This window comes from Rhodococcus sp. NPDC058505, assembly GCF_042720095.1.
In the GTDB taxonomy this organism is placed as follows: Bacteria; Actinomycetota; Actinomycetes; order Mycobacteriales; family Mycobacteriaceae; genus Rhodococcus_G.
Genome location: NZ_JBHXNB010000018.1, coordinates 1 through 21,978 on the forward strand (window position 1 = coordinate 1; position 21,978 = coordinate 21,978).

20 protein-coding genes and 3 tRNA genes are annotated in these 21,978 nt (G+C 69.9%); 8 read left to right on the forward strand and 15 right to left on the reverse strand.

Annotated features, from left to right (window positions below):
• Positions 1–65 precede the first annotated feature (65 nt).
• From ACFWPA_RS14220 to ACFWPA_RS14230, 3 genes are all read right to left on the reverse strand, one after another.
• On the reverse strand, positions 66–785 hold the full coding sequence (locus tag ACFWPA_RS14220; protein WP_378570611.1) for a TetR/AcrR family transcriptional regulator: 720 nt from the start codon (positions 783–785) through the stop codon (positions 66–68).
• Between the two features lie 88 nt (positions 786–873).
• A complete protein-coding gene (locus ACFWPA_RS14225; RefSeq protein ID WP_378506435.1) occupies positions 874–1,653 on the reverse strand; it encodes an ABC transporter permease in 780 nt (259 codons plus the stop codon).
• Positions 1,650–2,624 carry an ATP-binding cassette domain-containing protein gene (locus ACFWPA_RS14230; protein WP_378570613.1) on the reverse strand — a complete coding sequence of 325 codons (975 nt, stop codon included), beginning with the start codon at positions 2,622–2,624 and terminating at the stop codon, positions 1,650–1,652. The genes ACFWPA_RS14225 and ACFWPA_RS14230 overlap by 4 nt, the downstream gene beginning before the upstream one ends.
• A gap of 107 nt (positions 2,625–2,731) precedes the next feature.
• On the opposite strand from ACFWPA_RS14230, the gene ACFWPA_RS14235 reads away from it, so the two are divergent.
• The 4 genes from ACFWPA_RS14235 to ACFWPA_RS14250 all read left to right on the forward strand — a co-directional run bounded on the left by ACFWPA_RS14235 (position 2,732) and on the right by ACFWPA_RS14250 (position 6,978).
• Entirely contained in the window at positions 2,732–3,466 is a 735-nt protein-coding gene (locus tag ACFWPA_RS14235; RefSeq protein WP_378570615.1) for a TetR/AcrR family transcriptional regulator, read from the forward strand.
• A 159-nt stretch (positions 3,467–3,625) separates the two neighbouring features.
• Positions 3,626–5,092 carry an APC family permease gene (locus ACFWPA_RS14240; protein WP_378570617.1) on the forward strand — a complete coding sequence of 489 codons (1,467 nt, stop codon included), beginning with the start codon at positions 3,626–3,628 and terminating at the stop codon, positions 5,090–5,092.
• 1 nt (position 5,093) lies between these two features.
• On the forward strand, positions 5,094–5,585 hold the full coding sequence (locus ACFWPA_RS14245) for a hypothetical protein (protein WP_378570619.1): 492 nt from the start codon (positions 5,094–5,096) through the stop codon (positions 5,583–5,585).
• Between the two features lie 34 nt (positions 5,586–5,619).
• Positions 5,620–6,978 carry a dipeptidase gene (locus ACFWPA_RS14250; RefSeq protein WP_378570696.1) on the forward strand — a complete coding sequence of 453 codons (1,359 nt, stop codon included), beginning with the start codon at positions 5,620–5,622 and terminating at the stop codon, positions 6,976–6,978.
• Positions 6,979–7,050: 72 nt separating this feature from the next.
• Here the strand turns inward: ACFWPA_RS14250 and bcp are convergent, their stop codons facing one another.
• Positions 7,051–7,524 carry a thioredoxin-dependent thiol peroxidase gene (gene bcp, locus ACFWPA_RS14255; protein ID WP_378570621.1) on the reverse strand — a complete coding sequence of 158 codons (474 nt, stop codon included), beginning with the start codon at positions 7,522–7,524 and terminating at the stop codon, positions 7,051–7,053.
• Positions 7,525–7,595: 71 nt separating this feature from the next.
• Here bcp and ACFWPA_RS14260 point away from each other — a divergent pair, with 71 nt between their 5' ends.
• Positions 7,596–7,817 (forward strand): DUF3618 domain-containing protein, encoded by a 222-nt coding sequence (locus ACFWPA_RS14260; RefSeq protein ID WP_378506441.1) that lies wholly within the window; start codon positions 7,596–7,598, stop codon positions 7,815–7,817.
• 58 nt (positions 7,818–7,875) lie between these two features.
• On the opposite strand, the gene ACFWPA_RS14265 is transcribed toward ACFWPA_RS14260, so the two are convergent.
• Together ACFWPA_RS14265 and ACFWPA_RS14270 are read right to left on the reverse strand one after the other, a co-directional pair.
• Positions 7,876–7,951: transfer RNA gene (locus ACFWPA_RS14265), tRNA-Lys, on the reverse strand.
• Positions 7,952–8,024: 73 nt separating this feature from the next.
• A tRNA-Lys gene (locus tag ACFWPA_RS14270) sits at positions 8,025–8,100 on the reverse strand.
• A gap of 297 nt (positions 8,101–8,397) precedes the next feature.
• Between ACFWPA_RS14270 and ACFWPA_RS14275 the strand changes: the two genes are divergently transcribed.
• On the forward strand, positions 8,398–9,570 hold the full coding sequence (locus ACFWPA_RS14275) for an Ig-like domain-containing protein (protein WP_378570623.1): 1,173 nt from the start codon (positions 8,398–8,400) through the stop codon (positions 9,568–9,570).
• Positions 9,571–9,687: 117 nt separating this feature from the next.
• On the opposite strand, the gene ACFWPA_RS14280 is transcribed toward ACFWPA_RS14275, so the two are convergent.
• Together ACFWPA_RS14280 and orn are read right to left on the reverse strand one after the other, a co-directional pair.
• Positions 9,688–9,760: transfer RNA gene (locus tag ACFWPA_RS14280), tRNA-His, on the reverse strand.
• 90 nt (positions 9,761–9,850) lie between these two features.
• Entirely contained in the window at positions 9,851–10,450 is a 600-nt protein-coding gene (gene orn / locus ACFWPA_RS14285; protein WP_378506442.1) for an oligoribonuclease, read from the reverse strand.
• An 84-nt stretch (positions 10,451–10,534) separates the two neighbouring features.
• Between orn and ACFWPA_RS14290 the strand changes: the two genes are divergently transcribed.
• Positions 10,535–12,250 carry a helicase HerA-like domain-containing protein gene (locus tag ACFWPA_RS14290; RefSeq protein WP_378570625.1) on the forward strand — a complete coding sequence of 572 codons (1,716 nt, stop codon included), beginning with the start codon at positions 10,535–10,537 and terminating at the stop codon, positions 12,248–12,250.
• A 173-nt stretch (positions 12,251–12,423) separates the two neighbouring features.
• Here ACFWPA_RS14290 and ACFWPA_RS14295 read toward each other — a convergent pair whose 3' ends face one another.
• The 5 genes from ACFWPA_RS14295 to ACFWPA_RS14315 form a co-directional block, all read right to left on the reverse strand.
• The gene (locus ACFWPA_RS14295) at positions 12,424–14,061 is read right to left on the reverse strand and encodes an AMP-binding protein (RefSeq protein ID WP_378570627.1); all 1,638 of its coding nucleotides are present in this window, start codon (positions 14,059–14,061) and stop codon (positions 12,424–12,426) included.
• 79 nt (positions 14,062–14,140) lie between these two features.
• Positions 14,141–15,484, reverse strand: coding sequence for a diaminopimelate decarboxylase (lysA, locus tag ACFWPA_RS14300; protein WP_378570629.1), 1,344 nt, complete (start codon positions 15,482–15,484; stop codon positions 14,141–14,143).
• Between the two features lie 117 nt (positions 15,485–15,601).
• Positions 15,602–16,405 carry a mycolate reductase gene (cmrA, locus tag ACFWPA_RS14305; protein WP_378570631.1) on the reverse strand — a complete coding sequence of 268 codons (804 nt, stop codon included), beginning with the start codon at positions 16,403–16,405 and terminating at the stop codon, positions 15,602–15,604.
• Between the two features lie 56 nt (positions 16,406–16,461).
• A complete protein-coding gene (locus ACFWPA_RS14310; RefSeq protein ID WP_378570634.1) occupies positions 16,462–18,537 on the reverse strand; it encodes an FAD-dependent oxidoreductase in 2,076 nt (691 codons plus the stop codon).
• A complete protein-coding gene (locus ACFWPA_RS14315; RefSeq protein WP_378506448.1) occupies positions 18,527–19,054 on the reverse strand; it encodes a PadR family transcriptional regulator in 528 nt (175 codons plus the stop codon). Before ACFWPA_RS14315 ends, ACFWPA_RS14310 begins: the two co-directional genes overlap by 11 nt.
• A 103-nt stretch (positions 19,055–19,157) precedes the next feature.
• On the opposite strand from ACFWPA_RS14315, the gene ACFWPA_RS14320 reads away from it, so the two are divergent.
• Positions 19,158–20,477 (forward strand): MFS transporter, encoded by a 1,320-nt coding sequence (locus tag ACFWPA_RS14320; RefSeq protein WP_378506449.1) that lies wholly within the window; start codon positions 19,158–19,160, stop codon positions 20,475–20,477.
• Here the strand turns inward: ACFWPA_RS14320 and ACFWPA_RS14325 are convergent.
• Both ACFWPA_RS14325 and ACFWPA_RS14330 read right to left on the reverse strand, forming a co-directional pair.
• The gene (locus ACFWPA_RS14325) at positions 20,453–21,031 is read right to left on the reverse strand and encodes a DUF4203 domain-containing protein (RefSeq protein ID WP_378506450.1); all 579 of its coding nucleotides are present in this window, start codon (positions 21,029–21,031) and stop codon (positions 20,453–20,455) included. The two genes, ACFWPA_RS14320 and ACFWPA_RS14325, sit on opposite strands and share 25 nt — an antisense overlap.
• Entirely contained in the window at positions 21,028–21,849 is an 822-nt protein-coding gene (locus ACFWPA_RS14330; RefSeq protein WP_378506451.1) for an alpha/beta fold hydrolase, read from the reverse strand. Before ACFWPA_RS14330 ends, ACFWPA_RS14325 begins: the two co-directional genes overlap by 4 nt.
• Positions 21,850–21,978 lie beyond the last annotated feature (129 nt).

The window sequence follows — 21,978 nt, forward strand, 5'->3', positions numbered from 1 at the left end:
GCGCTTACACGAGGGCCGGGGCCCGCCGGTGGCGGAAATCCACCGGCGGGCCCCGTCCGTTGTGCCTAGCTGGTCCGTGACTCCTTCTCGGCAACAAGGAGATACGCGGCCATCAGCCGTTTCAGTTCGGCGACCGCGTCGGAATGCGACTGCCCGTCCTGCACGGAGAAGTTCAGCATCGAGTAGACGACGTGCACCAGCACCTCGGCCATCATGATCCGGCGGTCGCGGAGGGTGCGCGGCGTCAGCGGCGCGAGCATCGTCGCGATCTTCTCGGCGAGCTGCTTCTCGCTGATCTTGCCGGTCGCGCGGGTCGACGGCGTCGACTGCATCGCCAGCCAGACCTCCCGGCGGGACGGATCCGACGTCCACAGCTTCGCCAGGTGGTCGACGAAGCTGTCCAGGAACCGCAGCCAGTCCAGCGAGGGGATCACCCCGTCGAACTGCTCGAGTTCGTCGCGGACCGACGCGAAGTCCTGCCGGTTCAGCTCGCACACGATCACGTACTTGTTGGCGAAGAACTGGTAGAGGGTGCCGATCGGGACGTCGGCGCGGGAGGCGACCTCCTCGCAGGTGAACGACTCGAACCCGACCTCGGTCAGGAGGTCCCGTGCGGAGGCGAGCAGGGCGTCGAACTTGCGCCGGCTGCGTTCCTGCGTCGGCCGCTTGCGGGGCAGCAGTTCCTGCGGTGCGTCCGGGTCGGCGGCGACGCCAACCAGGACGGGATCGGCGGCACCGGCCACCAGGGCCGGGTCCGCGCGACGCGAGGCTCGACTGCTGGTCATGGCGTCCACTCACCCAGGTTAACCGGCGTGCGCACCGGATTCGATCACCCTGGGGTTCTGTGTGTCCGTCGGTACCGGGAATCGGGTGTCAGCGCGTGACCCGACGTCGGTACAGCACGCTCGCCCACCCGAACCCGATCCCGGCGATCACGATGCACCAGGCGACCGCGAGCCAGCCGCTGTCGCCGATGGGTGTGCCCATCAGCAGGCCGCGGACCGTCTCGATGATCGGGGTGATCGGCTGGTTCTCGGCGAACCACTGCAGCCACGACGGCATCGACTCGGCGGGGACGAACGCGCTCGAGACGTAGGGCAGGAACATGATCACGAAGGTGAAGCCGTTCGCTGCCTCGGGGTTCCTCGCGAGCAGCCCGAGCGCGGTCGACAGGTACGACAGCGCGAAGAGGAACAGCACGAGGATCGCGACGACCCCGAGCCACCGCACCGGGTCCGTCGTCGGCCGGAACCCCATCGCGAGGGCGACGCCGATCACGATGGCCGTGGTGATCAGGTTGCGTGCGATGCTGGCGAGCACATGGCCGGTCAGGAACGCCGACTGCGCCATCGGCAGGGTGCGGAAGCGGTCGACGATGCCCTCGGTCAGGTCGGACGAGACGCTGACCGCGGTCGTCGCAGCACCGAATGCGGCGCACAGCAGGATGATCCCGGGGACGACATAGTCGAGGTAGTCGGTGCCGGTGTCGATCGCCCCGCCGAAGACGTAGACGAACAAGAGCATGAGCACGATCGGCAGCGCCAGTGCGGTGATCATCGAGTCCGGGCTGCGCAGCAGGTGGGTCAGGCTGCGGCGCGTGATGACGGCGGCGTCGCGGCCTGCGGCGAACCGGATCGGCACGGGGGTGCTCATCGGGATACCGCCTTCGTGGTCGGGGTGGCGTCGGGGTCGCGGTGCGAGCCGGTGAGAGCGAAGAAGACGTCGTCGAGGTTGGGGGTGTGCAGCGCGACGCGGTCCACCGCGACGGTGTCGTCGATGCCAGCGAGCAGGGACTTGAGCGAGGCGACGCTGCCGTCCGTCGGCACGGTGAGGGTCAACGCGTCGGCGTGCACCGACGCATCGGGCAGGGCCGCCGCGGTCCGCTCGAGGTCCACGGGGTCGGCGAACTGCAGCTCGAGATGGCCGCCGGACACCAGCGCCTTCAGCTCGTCCGCGGTGCCCTCGGCGACGATCCGGCCGCCGTCGAGGACCGCGATCCGGTCCGCGAGTTCGTCCGCCTCGTCGAGGTACTGGGTGGTCAGCACGATGGTGACCCCGTCGGACGCGAGTTCCCGGACGACGGTCCACATCTCGCGTCGGCTGCGCGGGTCGAGGCCGGTGGTCGGTTCGTCGAGGAACACCAGCCGAGGCCCGGCGACCAGGCTCATCGCGAGGTCGAGTCGCCGGCGCATGCCACCCGAATAGGTGTCGGCGCGGCGGTCGGCCGCGTCGACGAGGCCGAAACGGTCCAGCAGTTCGGCGGCGCGCCTGCGTGATTCGGCCCGGCCGAGGTGGCTGAGTTCGGCGACGAGGACGAGGTTCTCGCGTCCGGTGAGCAGCCCGTCCACCGCGGCGTACTGGCCGGTGACACCGATCGCGCGGTGCACCGACCGGGCGTCCTGCGGCAGGGCGTGGCCCGCGACGCGGACCGTGCCGGTGTCGAACGGCAGGAGGGTGGACAGGATCCGGACCGTGGTGGTTTTGCCCGCGCCGTTGGCGCCGAGCAGGGCGAAGATGCTTCCCGCCGGAACGGTCAGGTCCACGCCGTCGAGCACGGTGGTGTCGCCGTAGCGCTTGGTCAGGCCGCGGAGCTCGATCGCGGCGGGGAGATCGTCGTGGGGCATGGCAGCGCTCCTCTGATCGGAAACTGTGTATCGCGTATGCTTTGTGTAGACCATACGTAGTTTTAGGATGAGCGCAAGAGGTCCACGACGACGGGAGCGCGCGAATCATGCAGACAGCAGGCGACGACCTGCCCCGGACGGTGCGCAGGGCCTGGGGGTTCGTCGAGGCGGGCAGCCGCGGACCGCGCCGGGGGTTGACGCTCGAGCAGATCCTCGACGCCGCGATCGAGCTCGCGGACGCCGAGGGGGTCGCCGCGGTGTCGATGGCGCGGCTCGCCAAGCAACTCGGCTTCACGCCGATGTCGCTGTACCGCTACGTCGACAGCAAGGACGAACTGGTCGAGCTGATCACCGATCGCGCGCTCGGCGAACCCCCCGCGCTCGACCCCGACCTGCCGTGGCGCGCGGGTCTGCATGCCTGGGCGCTGGCCGAATACGCCCGGGTGCTGCGCCACCCGTGGTGGCTGCAGCTGCCGATCGTCGCGCCGCCGACCGGTCCGAACAATCTGCGCTGGCTCGACGCCGGACTCGGCGCACTGGCGGCGGTTCCGGTATCGGAGATGGTCAAGGTGCAGGTCGTCACCACCACCTCCCTGTTCGTCGTCGGCCGGGCGCGGCTGTCCAGCGACATGGCGAGCGCGGCCACCGACGAGATCGACTACGGCGCACTGCTGCCGAAACTGATCGACACCGCGCGCTTCCCGCACCTGGTGGCCGCCCTGGTCGGCGGCGGATTCGACGAGGACGACGGCGGCGGAGCCCACCCCGGCGAACTCGGCTTCCGATTCGCCCTCGACCTGCTCCTCGACGGCGTGCAGACCCTGATCGACGCGCGGAGCTGACGGCGCCCCGACGTCTCACCCGATCGGGGTGAAATCGGGTCACGATCGGGGCTGCCGCGCTGCGGACCCGGGCTGCAGGCCGGATAGTGCTGGTGAAGCCTGCGCTGTCGCGGCCCGTGCGGGACTCACGACGGCCTGTCCGACGGGATGGTGGAGCCAATGGGAGTCGACACTACTGGGGACGCGACCCCCGCGCGGGTGCTGCCCACCGGGCCGCGCCAGCAGTACATCACCTGGATCGCGCTGGCGTTGATGACGACGAGTTCGGTGGCCAGCCTCCGCTCGTCGCCGTCGATGGCGGTGTACGGCCTCGCGTGCGTCTTCCTGTACGTCGTGCCCGCGATCGTGTTCCTGCTGCCGACGTCGCTGGTGTCCGCGGAACTCGCGTCCGGCTGGTCCGGTGGCGTCTACCGCTGGGTCGCGGAGGGCATCTCCGACAAGGCCGGGTTCCTCGCGGTGTGGTGCCAGTTCGCGATGACGATCTTCTACTATCCGACGTTGCTGGCCTACGTCGCGAGCACGTTCGCGTACGTGATCGACCCGTCGCTCGCCTCGAACGGCCTCTACACCGCAATCATCATCGTCACCCTGTTCTGGACCGGGGTGTTCGTCTCGTCCCGCGGGATGAAGGCCGTCGCCGGACTGTCCAGTGCCGGGCTGATCCTCGGCACCCTCATCCCCGGTGTGCTGCTGATCGTGATGGGCGTCGTCTTCCTCGGCCAGGGCAATCCCTCCGCCGCGCCGATGGAGGCGTCCGCGCTGCTGCCCGCGTGGACGGGCATCGCGTCGCTGGTGCTGATCGTCAACAACTTCCTGTCCTACTCGGGCATGGAGATGAACGCGGTGCACGTGTCCAGTCTGCGGCGGCCCGCGTTCGAGTTCCCGCGCGCGATGTTCGTCGCGATGGGGTTGGTGCTCGCAATCTTTATCCTGCCCGCGATCGCGATCAGCTGGGTGGTGCCCGCGGACAAGCTGTCGCTGACCGCGGGGGTGATGCAGGCCTTCGACACCTTCTTCGCGCACTTCGGGTTCGGCTGGGCGACACCGATTCTCGCGCTGATGTTGATTGCCGCCTCGCTCGGCGGGATGCTCACCTGGCTGGCCGGACCGTCCAAGGGGCTGCTGATGATCGGCCGCAAGGACGGGTTCCTGCCCCCGGTGTTGCAGAAGCTCAACAAGCACGGGATCCAGCAGAACATTCTCGTCGCGCAGGGGGTGGTGACCACCCTGATCGCGCTGCTGTACGCGTTCATCCCGGAGGTGTCGAGCGCGTACTGGATCCTCTCGGTGATCACCACCCAGGTGTACCTGGTGGTGTACCTGCTGCTGTTCGTCGCGGCGATGCGGTTGCGGCGCAGTCAGCCCGACCATCCTCGTGGCTACCGCGCGCCCGTGCTTCCGCTGCTGTGCTGGGTGGGGCTGCTCTCGAGCGCGGCCGCCTTCTTCATCGGATTCGTCCCGCCGTCCCAGTTCGGCGGCGGCAACGTTGTTGTCTACGTGCTCATCGTCGGTGGCGGGTTCGGCATCGTCGGGCTCGGGGCGCCGCTGCTGATCCTGGCGCTGCGCAAACCGTCCTGGAAGCAGGACGTGACCGTCGACCCACTGACCGCGATGAAGGAGGCGTGAGATGAGCACGGCCGCACCGGAACCCGGCCCGTCCGACGAGGTTGACCTCGCCGCGGGCGACGACCTGTTCCGCCGACCCGAAAACACCCACCTGATCCTCTACCTGCTCGCCTTCGCGCTGTTCGTCGGGCTCACCGTGTGGGGGCTGGTCGCCTTCAACGCGGACCGGAGCGACGAGCGGGCGGAGAACCTTGCCACCGAGCTGGCCGTACGCTATTCGGCGGCCGGGCTGCAGCCAGTCGACATCGACGCCACCGCACGGGTCCTCGGAACCGACGGGGGAGCGGCGTGCACCGACTCCGCTGGCGCACTACGTGCGGGCCTGCTCGACCAGCAGATCGTCAGCGGGGCACCCGGTCCGGGGCAGCGGCCCATTCTCGCCACCCGCGACCGGCTCGCGGGCGAGCGGCTGGTGCTCGAGGTGTACTGCCCCGACCGGCTCGCCGACTTCGACGGGCTGCTCGCGGACCTGAAGCTGGTGACGGAGAAGTGATCGACGGGAGGAGCGGGACGTGTCGGACCTGACGATGGGGGCGGACATCCGCGATGCGGTGCGGCGGCTGATGCCAACGGCACGGGAGGAACTCGCGACGCTGGTGGCGTATCGATCGGTGGCCGATCCGCGGCAGTTCCCGCCCGAGGAGTGCCTCGCCGCAGCGACCTGGGTCAGGGACGCTTTCGTCGCCGCCGGCGTCGGGTCGGTGGAACTGATCGAGACGGCGGACGGCTCGAACGCCGTCGTCGGGCACCAGCCGGGGCCGCCGGGAGCCCCGACGGTCCTGCTCTACTGCCACTACGACGTGCAGCCGCCCGGCGACGAAACTGCATGGCACACGCCGCCCTTCGAACTCACCGACCGCGACGGCCGCTGGTACGGCAGGGGCGCCGCGGACTGCAAGGGCAACATCGTGATGCACCTGCTGGCGCTCCGCGCGCTGCGCGGGTCGGGGACATCGGGCACTCCGTTCCCGGTCGGCATCCGGATCGTCGCGGAGGGCACCGAGGAGATGGGCACCGGCGGGCTCGAGGCGCTCGTCGCGGCGCGCCCCGACCTGTTCCAGGCCGACATGATCCTCGTCGTGGACACCGGCAACGCGGAGGTCGGGGAGCCGACCGCGACGGTGACGCTGCGCGGGGTCGCGAACGTCGTCGTGCACGTGGAGACCATGGCGAGCGAGGTCCATTCGGGGATGTTCGGTGGGCCGGCCCCCGACGCGCTTGCCGCGTTGGTGCAGATGCTGGCGTCACTGCGGGACGCGGACGGCAACACCGTCGTCGACGGCCTCGACGCCACCCAGTCCTGGGACGGTGCCGCCTACGCCGAAGCCCAGTTCCGCACCGATGCGGGGGTTCTCGACGGCGTCGGCCTTGCCGGGACCGGGACGGTGGCGGACCGGGTCTGGGCCCGCCCCGCGCTGACCATCCTCGGCATCGACTGCCCGCCGGTTGTCGGATCGGCAGCGGCGATCCAACCCCGCGCCTCCGCGCGGCTGAACCTGCGGGTCCCGCCCGGCATGGACCCGCAGACCGCGTTGGACGCGTTGATCGGGCACCTGCACGCGCACGCGCCGTGGGGGTCGAGGGTGACGGTGGAGCCGGAACAGACCGGGTCGCCGTTCCGGGCGGGCACCGATGGTCCCGGGTACGCCGCACTGGGTGCGGCGATGGCGGAGGCGTTCGGGCGACCACTCGGCACCGTCGGGCAGGGCGGGTCGATCCCGCTGTGCAACGTCTTCGCCGAGCAGGTGCCCGGGGCCGAGATCGTGATGCTCGGCGTCGAGGAACCCCGCTGCCTGATCCACGCGCCGAACGAGAGCGTCGACCCGTCCGAGATCGAGAACCTCGCGGTCGCCGAGGCGCTGTTCCTGCGGCGTTTCGGCTCCTGACCCCACCTGGTGAAGGTGCCGTTCGCCCCGCTGAACCGGGTCCAGGTGCCCTTCACCCGGTCCGGAGCGGGGTCAGACGGACAGGTCGCGGCGCAGCTTCGCCACGTGCCCGGTGGCCCGCACGTTGTACTGCGCGACCGCGATCGCGCCGTTCTCATCGACGAGGAACGTGGAGCGGATCACGCCCTGCACCTTCTTGCCGTACATCGTCTTCTCGCCGAACGCGCCCCAGGCCGCGAGCGTCGCCTTCTCGGGGTCGGACAGCAGCGGGAAGGTCAGCGACTCCGCGTCGCGGAACTTCGCGAGCTTCGCTGGCTTGTCGGGGGAGATCCCGATGACGTCGAGTCCCGCCCCGTTCAATTCGGCGAGGCTGTCCCGGAAGTCGCACGCCTGCTTGGTGCAGCCGGGGGTGCTCGCCGCCGGGTAGAAATAGACGATGACCTTGCGTCCGCGGTAGTCGGAGAGCGACACCTCGTTGCCGTCGGCGTCGGGCAGGGTGAAGGCGGGCGCGGGGTCTCCGGGGGTCAGTCTGTTGTTGTCGGTCACGACCGTCAGGCTACTTGGCCGCTCCGGGTACGGTCATGGCAGAGAACGACCGACCAGGAGAGGAAGTCCACGTGCCAAGGGACACCGACAGCATCGAACGCGACATCGAGCAGGCGCGAAATCAGCTCGCCGCCACCCTCGACGAGCTGAGTGTGCGCGCCAACCCCAAGCGCCTGCTCGAGACCACCAAGACCGCGCTGGTCGCGAAGGTCAGCGAGCCGCCGGTGACGTACGCGCTGCTCGGTGCGGGTGCCCTGGTGGCGGTGCTGGTGCTGCGGAAGATCTTCCGCTGAGTGGCCGTCCCCCCGGATGCCGAAAGGCCCCGGTCCGAGAGGACCGGGGCCTTTCGTGTGGTGCGCCATCAGGGACTTGAACCCCGAACCCGCTGATTAAGAGTCAGCTGCTCTGCCAATTGAGCTAATGGCGCTCGGTGTGCCGCGGCACGGGACACGTTGAAGGCCCCGGATCCGATCCGGAGGACCAGTCGGGGCCTTGTCGTGTGGTGCGCCATCAGGGACTTGAACCCCGAACCCGCTGATTAAGAGTCAGCTGCTCTGCCAATTGAGCTAATGGCGCCGGTGCGTCTCGCGAGGTGTTCGTCTCGCTCGGTGCGAGGAGAACATTAACAGGACTTCCCGTCCGATGTGAAATCGGCTGGTCAGCGTCGCATTACGGCGCACGGAGGGTAACGCGATCCGGTCAAGGGGCGATTGCAATGTGAACGTTACGGGTCGATCGGGGGCGCCGGGGGAGTCGGTCTGCAAAGGCCTGGCAAAATCACTGCCGCGGGGTCGGGTGGAGCACGCCCGGTCGGTATCGGGTCGGCCCGTCGAGGACACGGTGTGAAGTGGGGTTGCGGTGAGGAAGTTCCGGATGGTGGTCGCGCTGGGGGCGGCGGCCGTGGTGCTCGGTGCGTCGGGGTGCACGGTTCCCTCGAGCGGCGAAGCGGGTGCGGCGCCCGCGATCGACGTCAACCCGGTCACCGAGCTCATCAAGCCGAAGCTGTCATCGGCCGTCGCGGACGGTGCGGTCGGGCACTCACCGAGCGAACCCGTCGCGGTGCGGGTCGCGGACGGCACCCTGTCCCGGGTGGTCCTGGTCGACGCGGCAGGAGCGGAGGTGCCCGGCGCGATCGCACCGGACGGCCGGTCCTGGGTGAACTCCGAGCCGCTCCGCTACGACGGCAGCTACCGGCTCGAGGTCGACGCCATCGGGCTCGGCGGGTCCGGTGGTCTGGTGTCGAACTTCACCACCAGCTCGCCCGGCAACCTCACCAGGCCGTACGTGCTGCCGACCGAGGGTGAGGTCGTCGGGGTCGGGCAGCCGGTCGCGGTCCAGTTCGACGAGAACATCCCCGACCGCACGGCCGCGCAGGACGCGATCACCGTCACCACCAATCCTCCCGTCGACGGCGCGTTCTACTGGGTCAACAACCGCGAGGTTCGGTGGCGTCCGGAGCACTACTGGGCGCCCGGAACCACCGTCACCGTCGATGTCGACGTCTTCGGGCGGGACCTGGGCAACGGCCTGTTCGGGCAGGTGAACCAGCGGTCCGAGTTCCGGATCGGCGACGCGATGATCGCCGTCGCGGACGACGCGACCAAGCAGGTCACCTTCGAACGCAACGGTCAGGTCGTGATGACCATGCCGACGTCGATGGGCAAGGACGACACCCCGACCGACAACGGCGTCTACATCATCGGGGACCGCTTCGACCATCTGGTGATGGACTCGTCCACGTACGGCGTGCCGGTCAACTCCCCGGACGGCTACCGCACCCCGGTCGACTGGGCGACCCGCATGTCGTACAGCGGAATCTTCTTCCACTCGGCGCCGTGGTCGGTGGGGCAACAGGGCTACTCGAACACCAGCCACGGCTGCCTGAACCTGAGTCCCGCGAACGCAAAATGGGTGTACGACAACACCAAGCGCGGCGACATCACGATCGTGAAGAACACCGTCGGCGGCACCCTGTCCGGCGTCGACGGCCTCGGCGACTGGAACATCCCGTGGGAGACCTGGAAGGCGGGCAACGCCGCGGTGTGACCGCCCCCTCCCGCTGTTCCCTCACGTCACAGTCTCGCTGTGACGTGAGGGAATCGGCTCGGGTGGTACGCACGAAACGAGAAAGGCCCCCGACCGGAGTCGGGGGCCTTTCTTCGGGGTGACCGACGGGACTCGAACCCGCGACAGCCAGGATCACAACCTGGTGCTCTACCAACTGAACTACGGTCACCATTGCTGTCCCACGCGCCGCCCGTGCGGGCCGTGCGTCAGCAGCGTGGACGATACTAGCGTGTCCGGCGCCCGGAACGCCAATCGGTATCTACTCGGCAACCAGATCCTTGACGACGGCGGCAATGTCGCTGGTAGAGGGGCCGGGGTCGGCGACGAACGCGGTCCGCCGGTAGTACTGCAGTTCCCGGATCGACTCCTTGATGTCGGCCAGCGCGCGGTGCGCGAGCCCCTTCTCCGGCTGACCGAAATAGATCCGCGGGTACCAGCGCCTGCACAGTTCCTTGATCGAGGAGACGTCGATCATCCGGTAGTGCAGGTACTCGTCGAGTGCGGGCATGTCACGGGCAAGGAATCCGCGGTCGGTGGCGATCGAGTTTCCGCACAGCGGGGCGGTGCCCGGCGCGGGGATGTGTTCGCGGATGTACGCGAGGACCTGCTGCTCGGCCTCCTCGAGCGTGACGGCGGAGGCGCGGACCTCGTCGGTCAGGCCCGACTTGGCGTGCATCTCCCGCACCACGTCCGGCATGTCCGCGAGGGCCGCGTCGTCGGCGTGGATGACGATGTCCACGCCCTCCCCGAGGATGTTCAGTTCGCTGTCGGTGACCAAGGCCGCCACCTCGATCAGCTTGTCGGTACCGAGTCGGAGCCCGGTCATTTCGCAATCGATCCACACAAGTTTGTCCTGCACGAGCATCCACAGTAGTCAGCGCCTTCTCGGATAGGGTTCGCGGTGGAGCGGATGTCGGGTGGGCAGACGATCGAGGAGGCGGGGATGACGGTGGATCCGGGATCGGACGCGGCGGCGCTCGCGGAACGTGCCGCGACGGCGAAGGCGGCGGCCGAGGAGGCCGCCCGGGTCGCGGCGGAGGCGGCGAGGGCGGCGGAGGAGGCAGCCCTGGCGGCCACCGCAGCGGAGGGGGGTGGTGTACCCGCGCAGGACGATTCGGCTGCCCGGGAGATCGCCGCCGGCTACGCCTTCACGGGCGGCGCCCTCGAGCTCGGCACGGTGATCGTCGACGGGCAGGTGGATTCCGCTGCGCGGGTGCGAATCCCGCTTGCAACGCTGAACCGGCACGGTCTGGTCGCCGGCGCGACCGGGACCGGAAAGACGAAGACGTTGCAGGGCATCTGCGAGCAGTTGTCGGCGGCGGGCGTCCCGGTGGTGATGGCCGACGTCAAGGGCGACGTCTCCGGGCTGTCCGCCGCGGGCGAGGCCAGCGAGAAGATGGCCGCCCGCGCGGTCGAGACGGGTGTCGCGGACTGGGCCCCGACCGCCTTCCCCGTCGACTTCGTCTCGCTCGGCACCGAAGGTATTGGTGTCCCGGTGCGGGCGACGATCACCAGCTTCGGGCCGATCCTGCTCAGCAAGGTGCTCGGGCTCAACGACACCCAGGAGTCGACGCTCGGGCTGATCTTCCACTGGGCGGACACCCGGGGCCTGGCGCTGCTCGACCTGAAGGACCTGCGGTCGGTGATCGCCCACCTGACCTCCGACGAGGGCAAGGCCGACCTCAAGGGCATCGGCGGGGTGTCCTCGGCGACGGCGGGAGTGATCCTGCGCGCGCTGGTCAACCTGGAGGCCGACGGCGGCGACACCTTCTTCGGGGAGCCCGAATTCGACACCGCGGACCTGCTCCGGGTCGCGCCGGACGGGCGTGGCGTGGTGACGCTGTTCGAGCTGGGCGCGCAGGCGGCGCGGCCGGTGATGTTCTCCACATTCCTGATGTGGGTGCTCGCGGACCTATTTCAGACGTTGCCCGAAGTCGGGGACGTGGACAAGCCGAAGCTGGTGTTCGTGTTCGACGAGGCGCACCTGCTGTTCGCGGACGCGTCGAAGGCCTTCCTGCAGCAGGTCGAGCAGACCGTGAAGCTGATCCGGTCCAAGGGGGTCGGCGTGTTCTTCTGCACCCAGCTGCCGACGGATGTGCCGAACGCGGTGCTCTCGCAGCTCGGTGCTCGGATCCAGCACGCGTTGCGCGCCTTCACACCGGACGACCAGAAGGCCCTGACGAAGACGGTCCGCACCTACCCGAAGACCGAGCACTACGACCTCGAGAAGGCACTCACCTCGCTCGGCACCGGCGAGGCGATCGTCACGGTGTTGTCGGAGAAGGGTGCGCCGACCCCGGTGGCGTGGGCGAAGATCCCGCCGCCGCGGTCGTTGATGGACACGATCGGTGAGGGCGCCATCCGCGCCGCGGCGGCCGCGAGCCCGCTGCACGCGAAGTACGGTGCGACGCTTGACCGGGAGTCGGCGTACGAGGTGCTGTCGGCGCGGCTGGCGCCACAGTCCGAACCGGCACCGGAGTTGCCGCCCGCGCTTCCCGACCTGCCGGATCTGCCGCCGCCCGCACCCGACGAGCCGAGCGCGGTCGAGAAGATCCTCGACAACAGCGCCGTCAAGAGCTTCCTGCGATCCGCGGCCACCGTCGCGGGCCGGGAGATCTCCCGATCGCTGTTCGGCACCGGCCGTCGCAAACGGCGGTGACGCGTCCGGTCATCCGTCCGACCCCGCCGCCCGGTGACCTGCCCAACCCCGCCGCCCGGTGACCGAATGTGGGATTCGGTCAGTTGATGTGACCGGATCCCACATTCGGTCAAGGTGGCGAGGGGCGCGGTGATGAGGGGCGCGGGGCGCGGTGATGAGGGCCGCGGGGCGGGTCAGCGGAGCAGGCGGGGGACCACCTTGCCGGTCGCGTTGCGGGGCAGCTCGTCGAGGAACGTGACGTCGCGAGGGACGCAGTGGCGCGCCAGGTGCGAGCGGACGTGGTCGCGGATGCCGTCCACGGTCAGGGCGGTACCCTCGGCGTCCCCGGCGCGGACGACGAACGCCGCGAGCCGGGACACGAACTCGGCGTCGTCGACGCCGAGCACCGCGACCTCAAGGACGCCCGGCAGCTCCGACAGCAGGTTCTCGACTTCTCGGGGGTACACGTTCTCGCCGCCGGAGACGATCATGTCGTCGCTGCGCCCGTCGAGGAACAGCAGGCCGTCGCCGTCAAAGTGCCCGACATCGCCGGTGGCCATCATGCCGTCGACGATCTCCTTCTCGGAGCCTGCGCGGGTGTATCCCTCGAACAGCATGCCGTTGCCGACGAACACCCGGCCGACGGTCAGGGTCGGGACCTCGGCACCGTCGTCGTCGAGGATCTTCACGACGGTGCCGAGCGGGGGACGGCCCGCCGTTGTCGGGTGCTGCCGCAGTTCGTCGGGCCGCGCGATCGACGCCCAGCTCACCTCGGTGGATCCGTAGAAGTTGTACAGCACCGACCCGAACACGTCGAACGTCCGGTGCACGACTCCGGTGGGGATCGCGGACCCGCTGGCAGCGATGATCCGCAGGGACTCCAGGTCGACGTCGAGGCGATCCGCGGGCAGGTCGGTGATGCGTTGCAGCATCGTGGGAACCACCCACAGCGCGTCGGCCCGGTGCCGGGCAACGGATTCCACGGTCGCGGCCGGGTCGAACCGGCCGGTCAGCACGAGCGTCGACCGGAGCGCGAGCGCGAGTTGTGTCCCGGCAAGGCCCCAGGTGTGGAAGATCGGCGAGGCGAGCACCGTGATCCCGTGACTGCGCAGCGGCAGTCGGGACAGCACCGCGGACGCGGGCATCCAGCTGCGCGGTTCGGGCCGGGACGCGCCCTTCGGGGTGCCGGTGGTGCCGGAGGTGAGGACGATCAGGCGGCCGCGTCGGGGGCGGCGCGGCAGGGCGAGGCCGTTGCTGTCGCGGCCGTCCTCGAGGAGCCCCTCGAATCGGGCCCACCCCTGCGCGCGGTTGGCGCCATCACCGGGGTCCGTCGGATCCTCGAACACCGCGACCCGCAGCGTCGAATCGGGGATGAGGGGCGTGAATTCGGGATCGACGAGCAGCCAGTCCAGCTTCTGTTCGGCGGCGATCTCGCCGAGCTGCGCGGCCGACGCGCCGGTATTGAGCAGCACCAGGTCGGTGCCGAGTCGGGCCGATGCGCCCATCGCGATCACGAACCCGCGGTGGTTGCGGGCAAGGACACCGATCCGGCCGCGTTCGCGCAGACCGCGATCGTGCAGGGCGAGGGCCAGGGCCTCGGCGTCGGCGTCGAGCTGCCGGTACGTGACGGGGCCGCGGTCGTCGATGACGGCGATGCGTTCGCCAGCGCGTCGTGCCGCGACCGCGAGCAGGCCACCGGCGGTGAAGTCCCACTGGTACCAGGCGGAGACGACGCCGGTGAGGGCGCCCGGTCCGATCGGGCCGACGATGCCAGCCTTCGTGATCGGCACCAGGCCCCTGATCAGGTCGGTGGCTCCGGAAAGGCGCGGCATGCGGGGTCCTCCTGGCGGTCGGTGGCCGCGTAGCCGCGGCACCCCACAACTTACTTGCCAGTAAGGAGAGGCGCCAGTGTCAGCGCCCGACGTCGCGTCCCAACAGGTCGGCGATGGTCTCGCGGCGGACCAGTTCCCGCACCGCCCCTGCCGCTGCCGCGACGACCGGGGGCCGTCCGACCGCGTTGTACGTCGACGCCAGGCTGTGGTGGTAGGCGCCGGTGACGGGAACCGCGAGGACGTCGCCCGGGCGCACATCCCCGGGCAGGCTCGTGTCGACCGCAATCTCGTCGCCGGACTCGCAGTAGCGACCCGCGACGGTCACGGGCGTCGTCGGCGCGGTCGAGTGCCGGTTCGCCAACGCGACGGTGTACCGCGCCCCGTACAGCGCGACGCGGGGATTGTCACTCATGCCGCCGTCGACGCACACGAAGGTGCGGCCGCCACGAACCTGCTTGACGGACACCACCCGGTACACCGTCACCCCGGCGCGCGCGGTGATCGCCCGCCCCGGTTCCAGGACGATCCGGGGGCGCGGGAACCGGTGCCGCGCGCAGGCGTCGTCCAGCACGTCCTCGATCGTCTCGGCCAGCGCCGACGGGTCAAGGGCGGGGTCGCCCGCCCGGTACGAAACGCCGTGGCCACCGCCGAGATTCAGTTGCGTGAGGATCGTGCCGTGGTCGAGGCGGACCTGCGCCATCGTCGCGATCAGGCGATCCAGTGCGACCCCGTAACACTCGGTGTCGACGATCTGGGACCCCAGGTGGCAGTGCAGCCCGATGAGGTTGAGGCGGGGCTGCCCGAGTATCCGCCGAATCGCGTCGACCGCCTGATCGTGCGCGAGGGGGAAGCCGAACTTCTGGTCGTCGATGCCGGTGGTGACCGCCCGATGGGTGCCCGCGTCCACGCCGGGCGTCACCCGCACCAGAACATTCTGGCGGGGCGCGGACGAGGCGGACAGCATGGTGATCTCGGTGGGTGAGTCGACGACGATCCGCCCCACTCGCGCGGACCGGGCCGCGGTCAGGTCAGCGGAGGTCTTGACGTTGCCGTGCAGGATGATTCGGCGGGGATCGACACCCGCAGACAGGGCAATGGCCAGTTCACCCGCCGAGCAGACGTCGAGGGACAGGCCCTCGTCCGCGATCCACGCCGCCACCGCCCGGGTCAGGAGTGCCTTTCCGGCGTAGGCGATCTCGGCCTCCGGGAAGGTGTCGCGATATACCCGGCACCGATATCGGACGTCGCGTTCGTCGAGGAGGTACGTCGGGGTGCCGAACTGGTCGGCGACGTCGCAGAGCGCGACGCCGCCGACCGTGATCCGGCCGAGCTCGTCGACGTGGGTGGTGACCGGCCACAGGTCGGGATCGAGGCGTGGGGTCATCGCCGAGCGAAGCGACGGGAGGATGTCGAGCAGGGTCACGGTTGTCTCCTCGGGTGGGGTGCACCCTCCGGACTACCCGCCGACCCGCGCCGCGGCGCCGACCCTGACAGGGCGTTGACGCCTGCCGTGGGCTCCCTGACGCCGCCCTGACGGCGGCTAGCCGCCGAGCTTCCGGTAGAAGGTCCCGACGATCGGGGCGACGACGGCGCGGGGGGTGTAGCCGCCGGCCACCGACATCCCCTTGCTCAGGATGCCGGGAACGACCCGCATCTTGTTCTTCGCGAGCGCGTCGAGGGACAGCTTCGCGGTGTACTCGCTGGAGATCCACAGGAAGTCCGGAACCAGCCGGTCCACGATCGACGCATCGGCCGGATCCGGGGTCTCGGTGCGCACCGGCCCGGGCGCCAACAGGGTGACGTGGACGCCGGAATCCGTCAGCTCACCGCGCAGCGACTCGGAGAAGGTGTTCACGAACGCCTTGGTCGCCGCGTAGGTCGCGTTGTTCGGGATCGGCATGTTGCCCGCCGCCGACCCCACCATCAGGATCCCGCCCGAGCCGCGGGCCAGCATCCCGGGCAGCACGGCCAGCGTGAGGTCGTGCACCGCAACGGCATTGAGTTCCACCTGCGCCCGCTCGTACGACGGGTCCAGGTCCGACACCGGGCCGAACGTCGCGATCCCCGCGTTGTTGCACAGGATCGAGATGTCCCGCCCGGACAGCTCCTCGACCAGCGGTGCCCGCCGATCTCGGTCGGACAGGTCGACCGCGCGGACCTCGACGGTGACGGCGTGCTCCGCGGTCAGCTTCGCGGCCAGTGCGTCGAGCAAGTCCTCCCGGCGGGCGACGAGGATCAGCGAGTGGCCGCGGGCGGCCAGCTCGGTGGCCAGCGCCTCGCCGATTCCGGAGGAGGCGCCGGTCACGACCGCGCGGGCGTCGGGGGTGGGGGTAGGCAGAGTCACCCGGACAGGCTAGCGCCCGCCCGTGCATGCGGTGCCGCGGCCGGGCGCCCGCGGTACTACAGCGTCGCGGCGAGCCGAGTGCCCTGGTCGATGGCCCGCTTGGCGTCGAGTTCGGCCGCGACGTCGGCGCCACCGATGACGTGCACGGGCATCCCGGCGGCGATCAGCGCGGACTCGAGCTCGCGGACCGGTTCCTGCCCGGCGCAGACGACGACGGTGTCGACGGCGATCGTCTGCGGTCGTTCCCGCTTCTCCCCGAAGCTGATGTGCAGGCCCTCGTCGTCGATCCGTTCGTAGTTGACGCCCGAGAGCTGGTGCACGCCCTTCTTTTTCAGTGCCGCCCGGTGCACCCACCCCGACGTCTTGCCGAGGCCGGCGCCGATCGGGGTGCTCTTGCGCTGCAGCAGGTAGACGCGGCGCGGGGACGGTGTGACGATCGGCTCGGTGAGCGCGCCTGCGGCCGCCTCGTCGTGGGTGACGCCCCACTCGCGGTTCCACTCGGCCAGGTCGAGCGTCGGGGACTGCGCGTGGGTGAGGTACTCGGAGATGTCGACGCCGATCCCGCCCGCGCCGATCACCGCGACCCGCTCGCCGGCCGGCTTCCCCTCACGTACCAGCTCGGCATAGGACAGCACGCTCGGGTGGTCGATGCCGTCGATCGCAGGGATGCGCGGGGTGACACCGGTGGCGAGCACCACCTCGTCGTGACCGCCGTCGATCAGGGTCGCGGCGTCAACCCGGGTGTGCAGATGCACCTTGACGCCCGCGACCTCGAGGCTGCGGGTGTAGTAGCGGATGGTTTCGGCGAACTCCTCCTTGCCGGGGATGCGACGGGCAATCGCGAACTGGCCGCCAATCTCGCCCCCCGCCTCGAACAGGTTCACCTCGTGGCCGCGTTGCGCGAGCCCGAGCGCCGCCGACAGTCCGGCCGGGCCCGCGCCGACAACCGCGATCGACTTGCGGCGTCGGGTGGGGCCGAGCACCAGCTCGGTCTCGCGCCCGGCGCGCGGGTTGAGCAGGCAGGAGACGGGCTTGTTCGCGAACGCGTGGTCCAGACAGGCCTGGTTGCATGCGATGCACGTGTTGATCTCGTCGCCGCGGTCGGCGGCGGCCTTGTTCACCCAGTCGGGGTCGGCGAGCAGGGGGCGCGCCGCGGAGATCAGTTGCACGGGACCGCGGGCCAGGATGTCCTCGGCGGTCTCGGGCATGTTGATCCGGTTCGACGCGCACACCGGGATGCGCACCTCGCTGGCGAGTCGTTCGCTGAACTCCGCGAACGCCGCGCGGGGGACCGACGTGACAATGGTGGGCACGCGCGACTCGTGCCAGCCGATGTCGGTGTTCAGGATTGTGGTGCCAGCGTTCTCGAGTTCCCTTGCGAGGTCGACGATCTCACTCCAGGTCTGCCCCTTCTCGACGAGGTCGGCCATCGACAGCCGGAACAAGATGATGAAGTGCTCGCCGACGGCGGCACGGGTGCGGCGGACGATCTCCACCGCGATGCGCCGCCGATTCTCGGGCGAGCCGCCCCACTCGTCGGTGCGCCGGTTGGTGCGTGGCGCGAGGAACTGGTTGAGGAAGTAGCCCTCGCCGCCCATGATCTCGACGCCGTCGTAGCCGGCCTCCTTGGCCAGCCGCGCACAGCGGACGTAGTCGTCGATCGTCGTCTCGATGCCGCGGCGGGTCAGCGCTCGCGGGCGAAACGGGTTGATGGGGGCCTTGATCGACGACGCGGACACGCTCAACGGCTGGTAGGAGTAGCGGCCGGCATGCAGGATCTGCAGCGCGATCTTGCCGCCCTCGGCGTGCACGGCATCGGTGATCTCCCGGTGTCGGGTGGCCTGCCTGCGGGTGATCAGGTCGGCCCCGAGCGGCAGCAGCCAGCCGGTCCGGTTCGGGGCGTAGCCGCCGGTGACGATCAGCCCGACCCCGCCGCGGGCCCGTTCGGCGAAGTAGGCGGCCAATTTCGGCACGTCGCGGGTGCGGTCCTCGAGGCCGGTGTGCATCGACCCCATCACCACCCGGTTGCGCAGGGTGGTGAAGCCGAGGTCGAGCGGCGACAACAGGTGCGGGTAGGGCGCGGTCACGGAGGGCCTTCCGGTCGGGGTGGCTGGCACGGGGTCAGAGGGCATCGAGGATCTCCTCGCACCACTGGGTGAATCCCTCCTCGACACGAATGCCCCCGCGCAGCACCAGGTATTGGTGCAGTGCTGTGCCGGACAGTCGGTCGGGGGCGGGGAAGTCGCGCTTCTCGATCATGCGGTAGACCTCGAGGCGGCGGGCGTGGCCGTCCCGGTGCCGGAGGACCTCGGCGCGCACGTCGTCGAGGTCGCCGAGGGAGGCTGCTCGGATCTTCACGGCGAGCTCGTTGCGCAGATCCCCGACCTCGGTCGGTTCGGCGATCCAGCGCGCCAGTTCGGCGCGACCGGCCGCGGACACCCGGTAGACCCGCTTGTTCGGTCGACGCTCCTGCCCGACCGTCTCGCCGGTCACCCACCCGGACTCGTCCATGCGTTTGAGGACGCGGTAGATCTGCTGGTGGGTGGCGCTCCAGAAGAAGCCGATCGACCTGTCGAATCGGCGGGCCAGTTCGTACCCGGAGCCCGACTGTTCCGACAGCGAGACCAGGAGCGCGTGTTCGAGTGCCACCCGCCGAGTATGTATGCAACCACGCGACTATGCAACAGAGTGCATACCGTGGTCGGGTGTTTCCCTCGGCGACGGCACCAGATTCCTGGCCTAGGCTCGCGCCATGAGCATGGCGGTGGACAACGGCACGGTGGCAACGCGCGGGCAGGTCGTCGCGTGGGGGCTGTGGGACTGGGGGTCCGCCGCCTTCAACGCGGTGATCGTGACCTTCGTCTTCTCGGTGTACCTCACCGACGCGGTCGGTGACGACCTCCCCGGCTCGGTGTCGGCGAGCAGCTGGCTCGGCTGGTCCCTCGGCGCGGCGGGGCTGCTGATCGCCGTCCTCGCCCCGGTCACCGGTCAGCGTGCCGACGCCACCGGCCGCCGCAAACGCTCGCTCGCGCTGCTCACCACCGCCGTGGTCGGCTGCATGTTGGCGATGTTCTTCGTCAGGGACGACCATCGGTACCTGTGGTTCGGTCTGGTGCTGCTCGGTGTCGGGTCGGTCCTCTTCGAGCTCGCGCAGGTGCCGTACTTCGCGATGCTGCGGCAGGTCTCGTCGCCGGACAGCATCGGTCGGGTATCCGGGTTCGGTTGGGCGATGGGTTATTTCGGTGGGATCGTGCTGCTGCTGGTGTGCTATGTCGGGTTCATTGCCGGGGACGGGCCCGCGCGGGGATTGTTTGGTCTGAGCACCGACGGTGGGCTGAACATCCGGACCGTCGTGGTCCTCGCTGCGGTGTGGTTCGCGGTGTTCGCGGTGCCGGTGCTGTTCGCGGTGCCGGAGGTGCCGCGGCGCGAGGCGGCGGCCGCCGGGCCGGGTTTCGTCGGCTCCTACCGGCTGCTCTGGCGCGACCTGACCGCCCTGTGGGCGCACGACCGCCGCACGGTCGGATACCTGGTGGCCAGCGCCCTGTTCCGGGACGGGCTCGCCGGCGTGTTCACCTTCGGCGCGGTGCTGGCGGTCAACGTGTACGGCATCGCGTCCGGTGACGTGCTGCTGTTCGGTGTCGCGGCCAATGTTGTTGCGGCGGTCGGCGCGTTGGTGGCCGGACGCCTCGACGATCGGTTCGGCCCCAAGTCGGTGATCGTGACCTCGCTCGCGTCCATGCTCGCGGTGGGTGCCGCGTTGCTGGCGGTGTCCGGGCCGGTCGCGTTCTGGTTCCTCGGTCTGCTGCTGTGCCTGTTCGTCGGGCCGGCGCAGTCCGCGGCCCGCACGTTCATGGCCCGGCTGAGCCCGGCCGGGCGGGAGGGGCAGATGTTCGGTCTCTACGCCACGACCGGCCGGGCGGTGTCGTTCCTGTCGCCGACCCTGTTCGGGCTGTTCGCGTGGATGTTCGGCAGCGACCGCGCAGGCATCCTGGGGCTGCTCGTGGTCCTCGCCGTCGGGTTGGCTGCGCTGCTGGCCGTCCGCGCGCCCTACCGCCGCGAGTCGGTGGGCTGAAGCCCCAGCTTCTCCGGGAAGAGTCGGCGTTGGACGATCCAGCCCGCGACGGCCAGCGCGATCCACACCAGGGTCGAGGTGACCTGCTGGACACCGGAGTCGGGGTGGGCGAGGAACTCGAGCGCGCCGGTCATGGTGCCGAGGCCGCTGAGGATCATGCTTGCGCCGCCGATGGAGGTCAGCCACAGCAGCGCCCGCGCCCGGTACTTGTCCGCGACGAAGGCGGCGGCGACCGCCAGCGCGAGAATCACGATCCAGCTCAGCGCCCAGTTGTTCTCGCCGGGCTGCAGCGCGTCCGCCAGCTTCGCGCCTGCCATGGCGCCCGAGATGCCGCCGATGAAGTACGCCGAAAACTTGAAGACGAGGGTGGTCAGCACCCACGCCGCGGCCGCCCCGATCAGGCCGAAGAGCACGAGCGTCCAGAACGCGGCGTTGAACAGGTCGGTGACCAGCCAGCCCAACCCGAATCCGGAGGCGAGGACGGCCAGGTGCAGTGAGCGAATGCCGTAGAAGCACAGCAGTGCGCCCAGCAGGACGATGACGATTCCGTTCATGCCGACACTCCTTCCACGCGGGCGATGATCGCGGCCGCAAGACTCTCGGGTGCCTGTTCGGGCACCCAGTGGTTGACGCTGTCGAGTTCGACGAACCGGTACGGCCCGGTGACGAACTCGGCGCACTTCTCGGCACCCGCCCGGCCCAGCGCGTCGTCGCCGTCGCTCCACACATAGGTGGTCGGTACCCGGACGGCGGGGGTCTCCGCGACGTCGCGCCCCATCGCCCGATACCAGGACAGGGCAGCGGTGAGGGCGCCCGGCTCGGTGAGGACGCGGACGTGTTCGTCGACGAGGGCCGGGTCCACGCCCGCGTAGATCTCGCGCAGGCGCCCCGCGCCGTCGGCCAGCAGGACCTGCTCGGCGGAGTGTCCATTCCGGAACACGCCGATGTAGCGGGACCGGGCCTTCTGGTCGTCGTCCATGCGCAGTGCCCACCCGAACGCCGCCGGGTGCGGCACCGAGACCGCCGTCAGGGAACGGACCCGGTCCGGGTGGTTGGCCGCGGTCCACCAGGCGACCGCGGCGCCCCAGTCGTGACCGACGAGGTGCGCGGACCGTAGTTCCAGGTGATCGAGCAGGGCAAGGACGTCGCCGCCGAGTGCGTCGATCGCGTAGTGCTCCACACCCGCCGGGCGCGCGCCAGCGGAGTACCCGCGCTGGTTCGGCGCGATCAGCCGAAATCCCGCGCGGGCGAGGGCAGGCAGGACCGGGTGCCAGCAGGCGGCCGTCTCGGGGAAACCGTGCAACAACACGACCGGTGCTCCGCCCGCCGGTCCGGCGAGGGTGACGTCGTATGTGTAGTCTCCGACGGTCATCGCTGACTTCTCGACCGCATCCATGCGTTCCGCCGTCCGTCGTTGTCACCGCCGGATCGGCGACGACCTGGTGTTTTTCGAACCCTACGTCAGGACCCTCGCGGTTCGGGCGAGCGCGGCGACGCCACG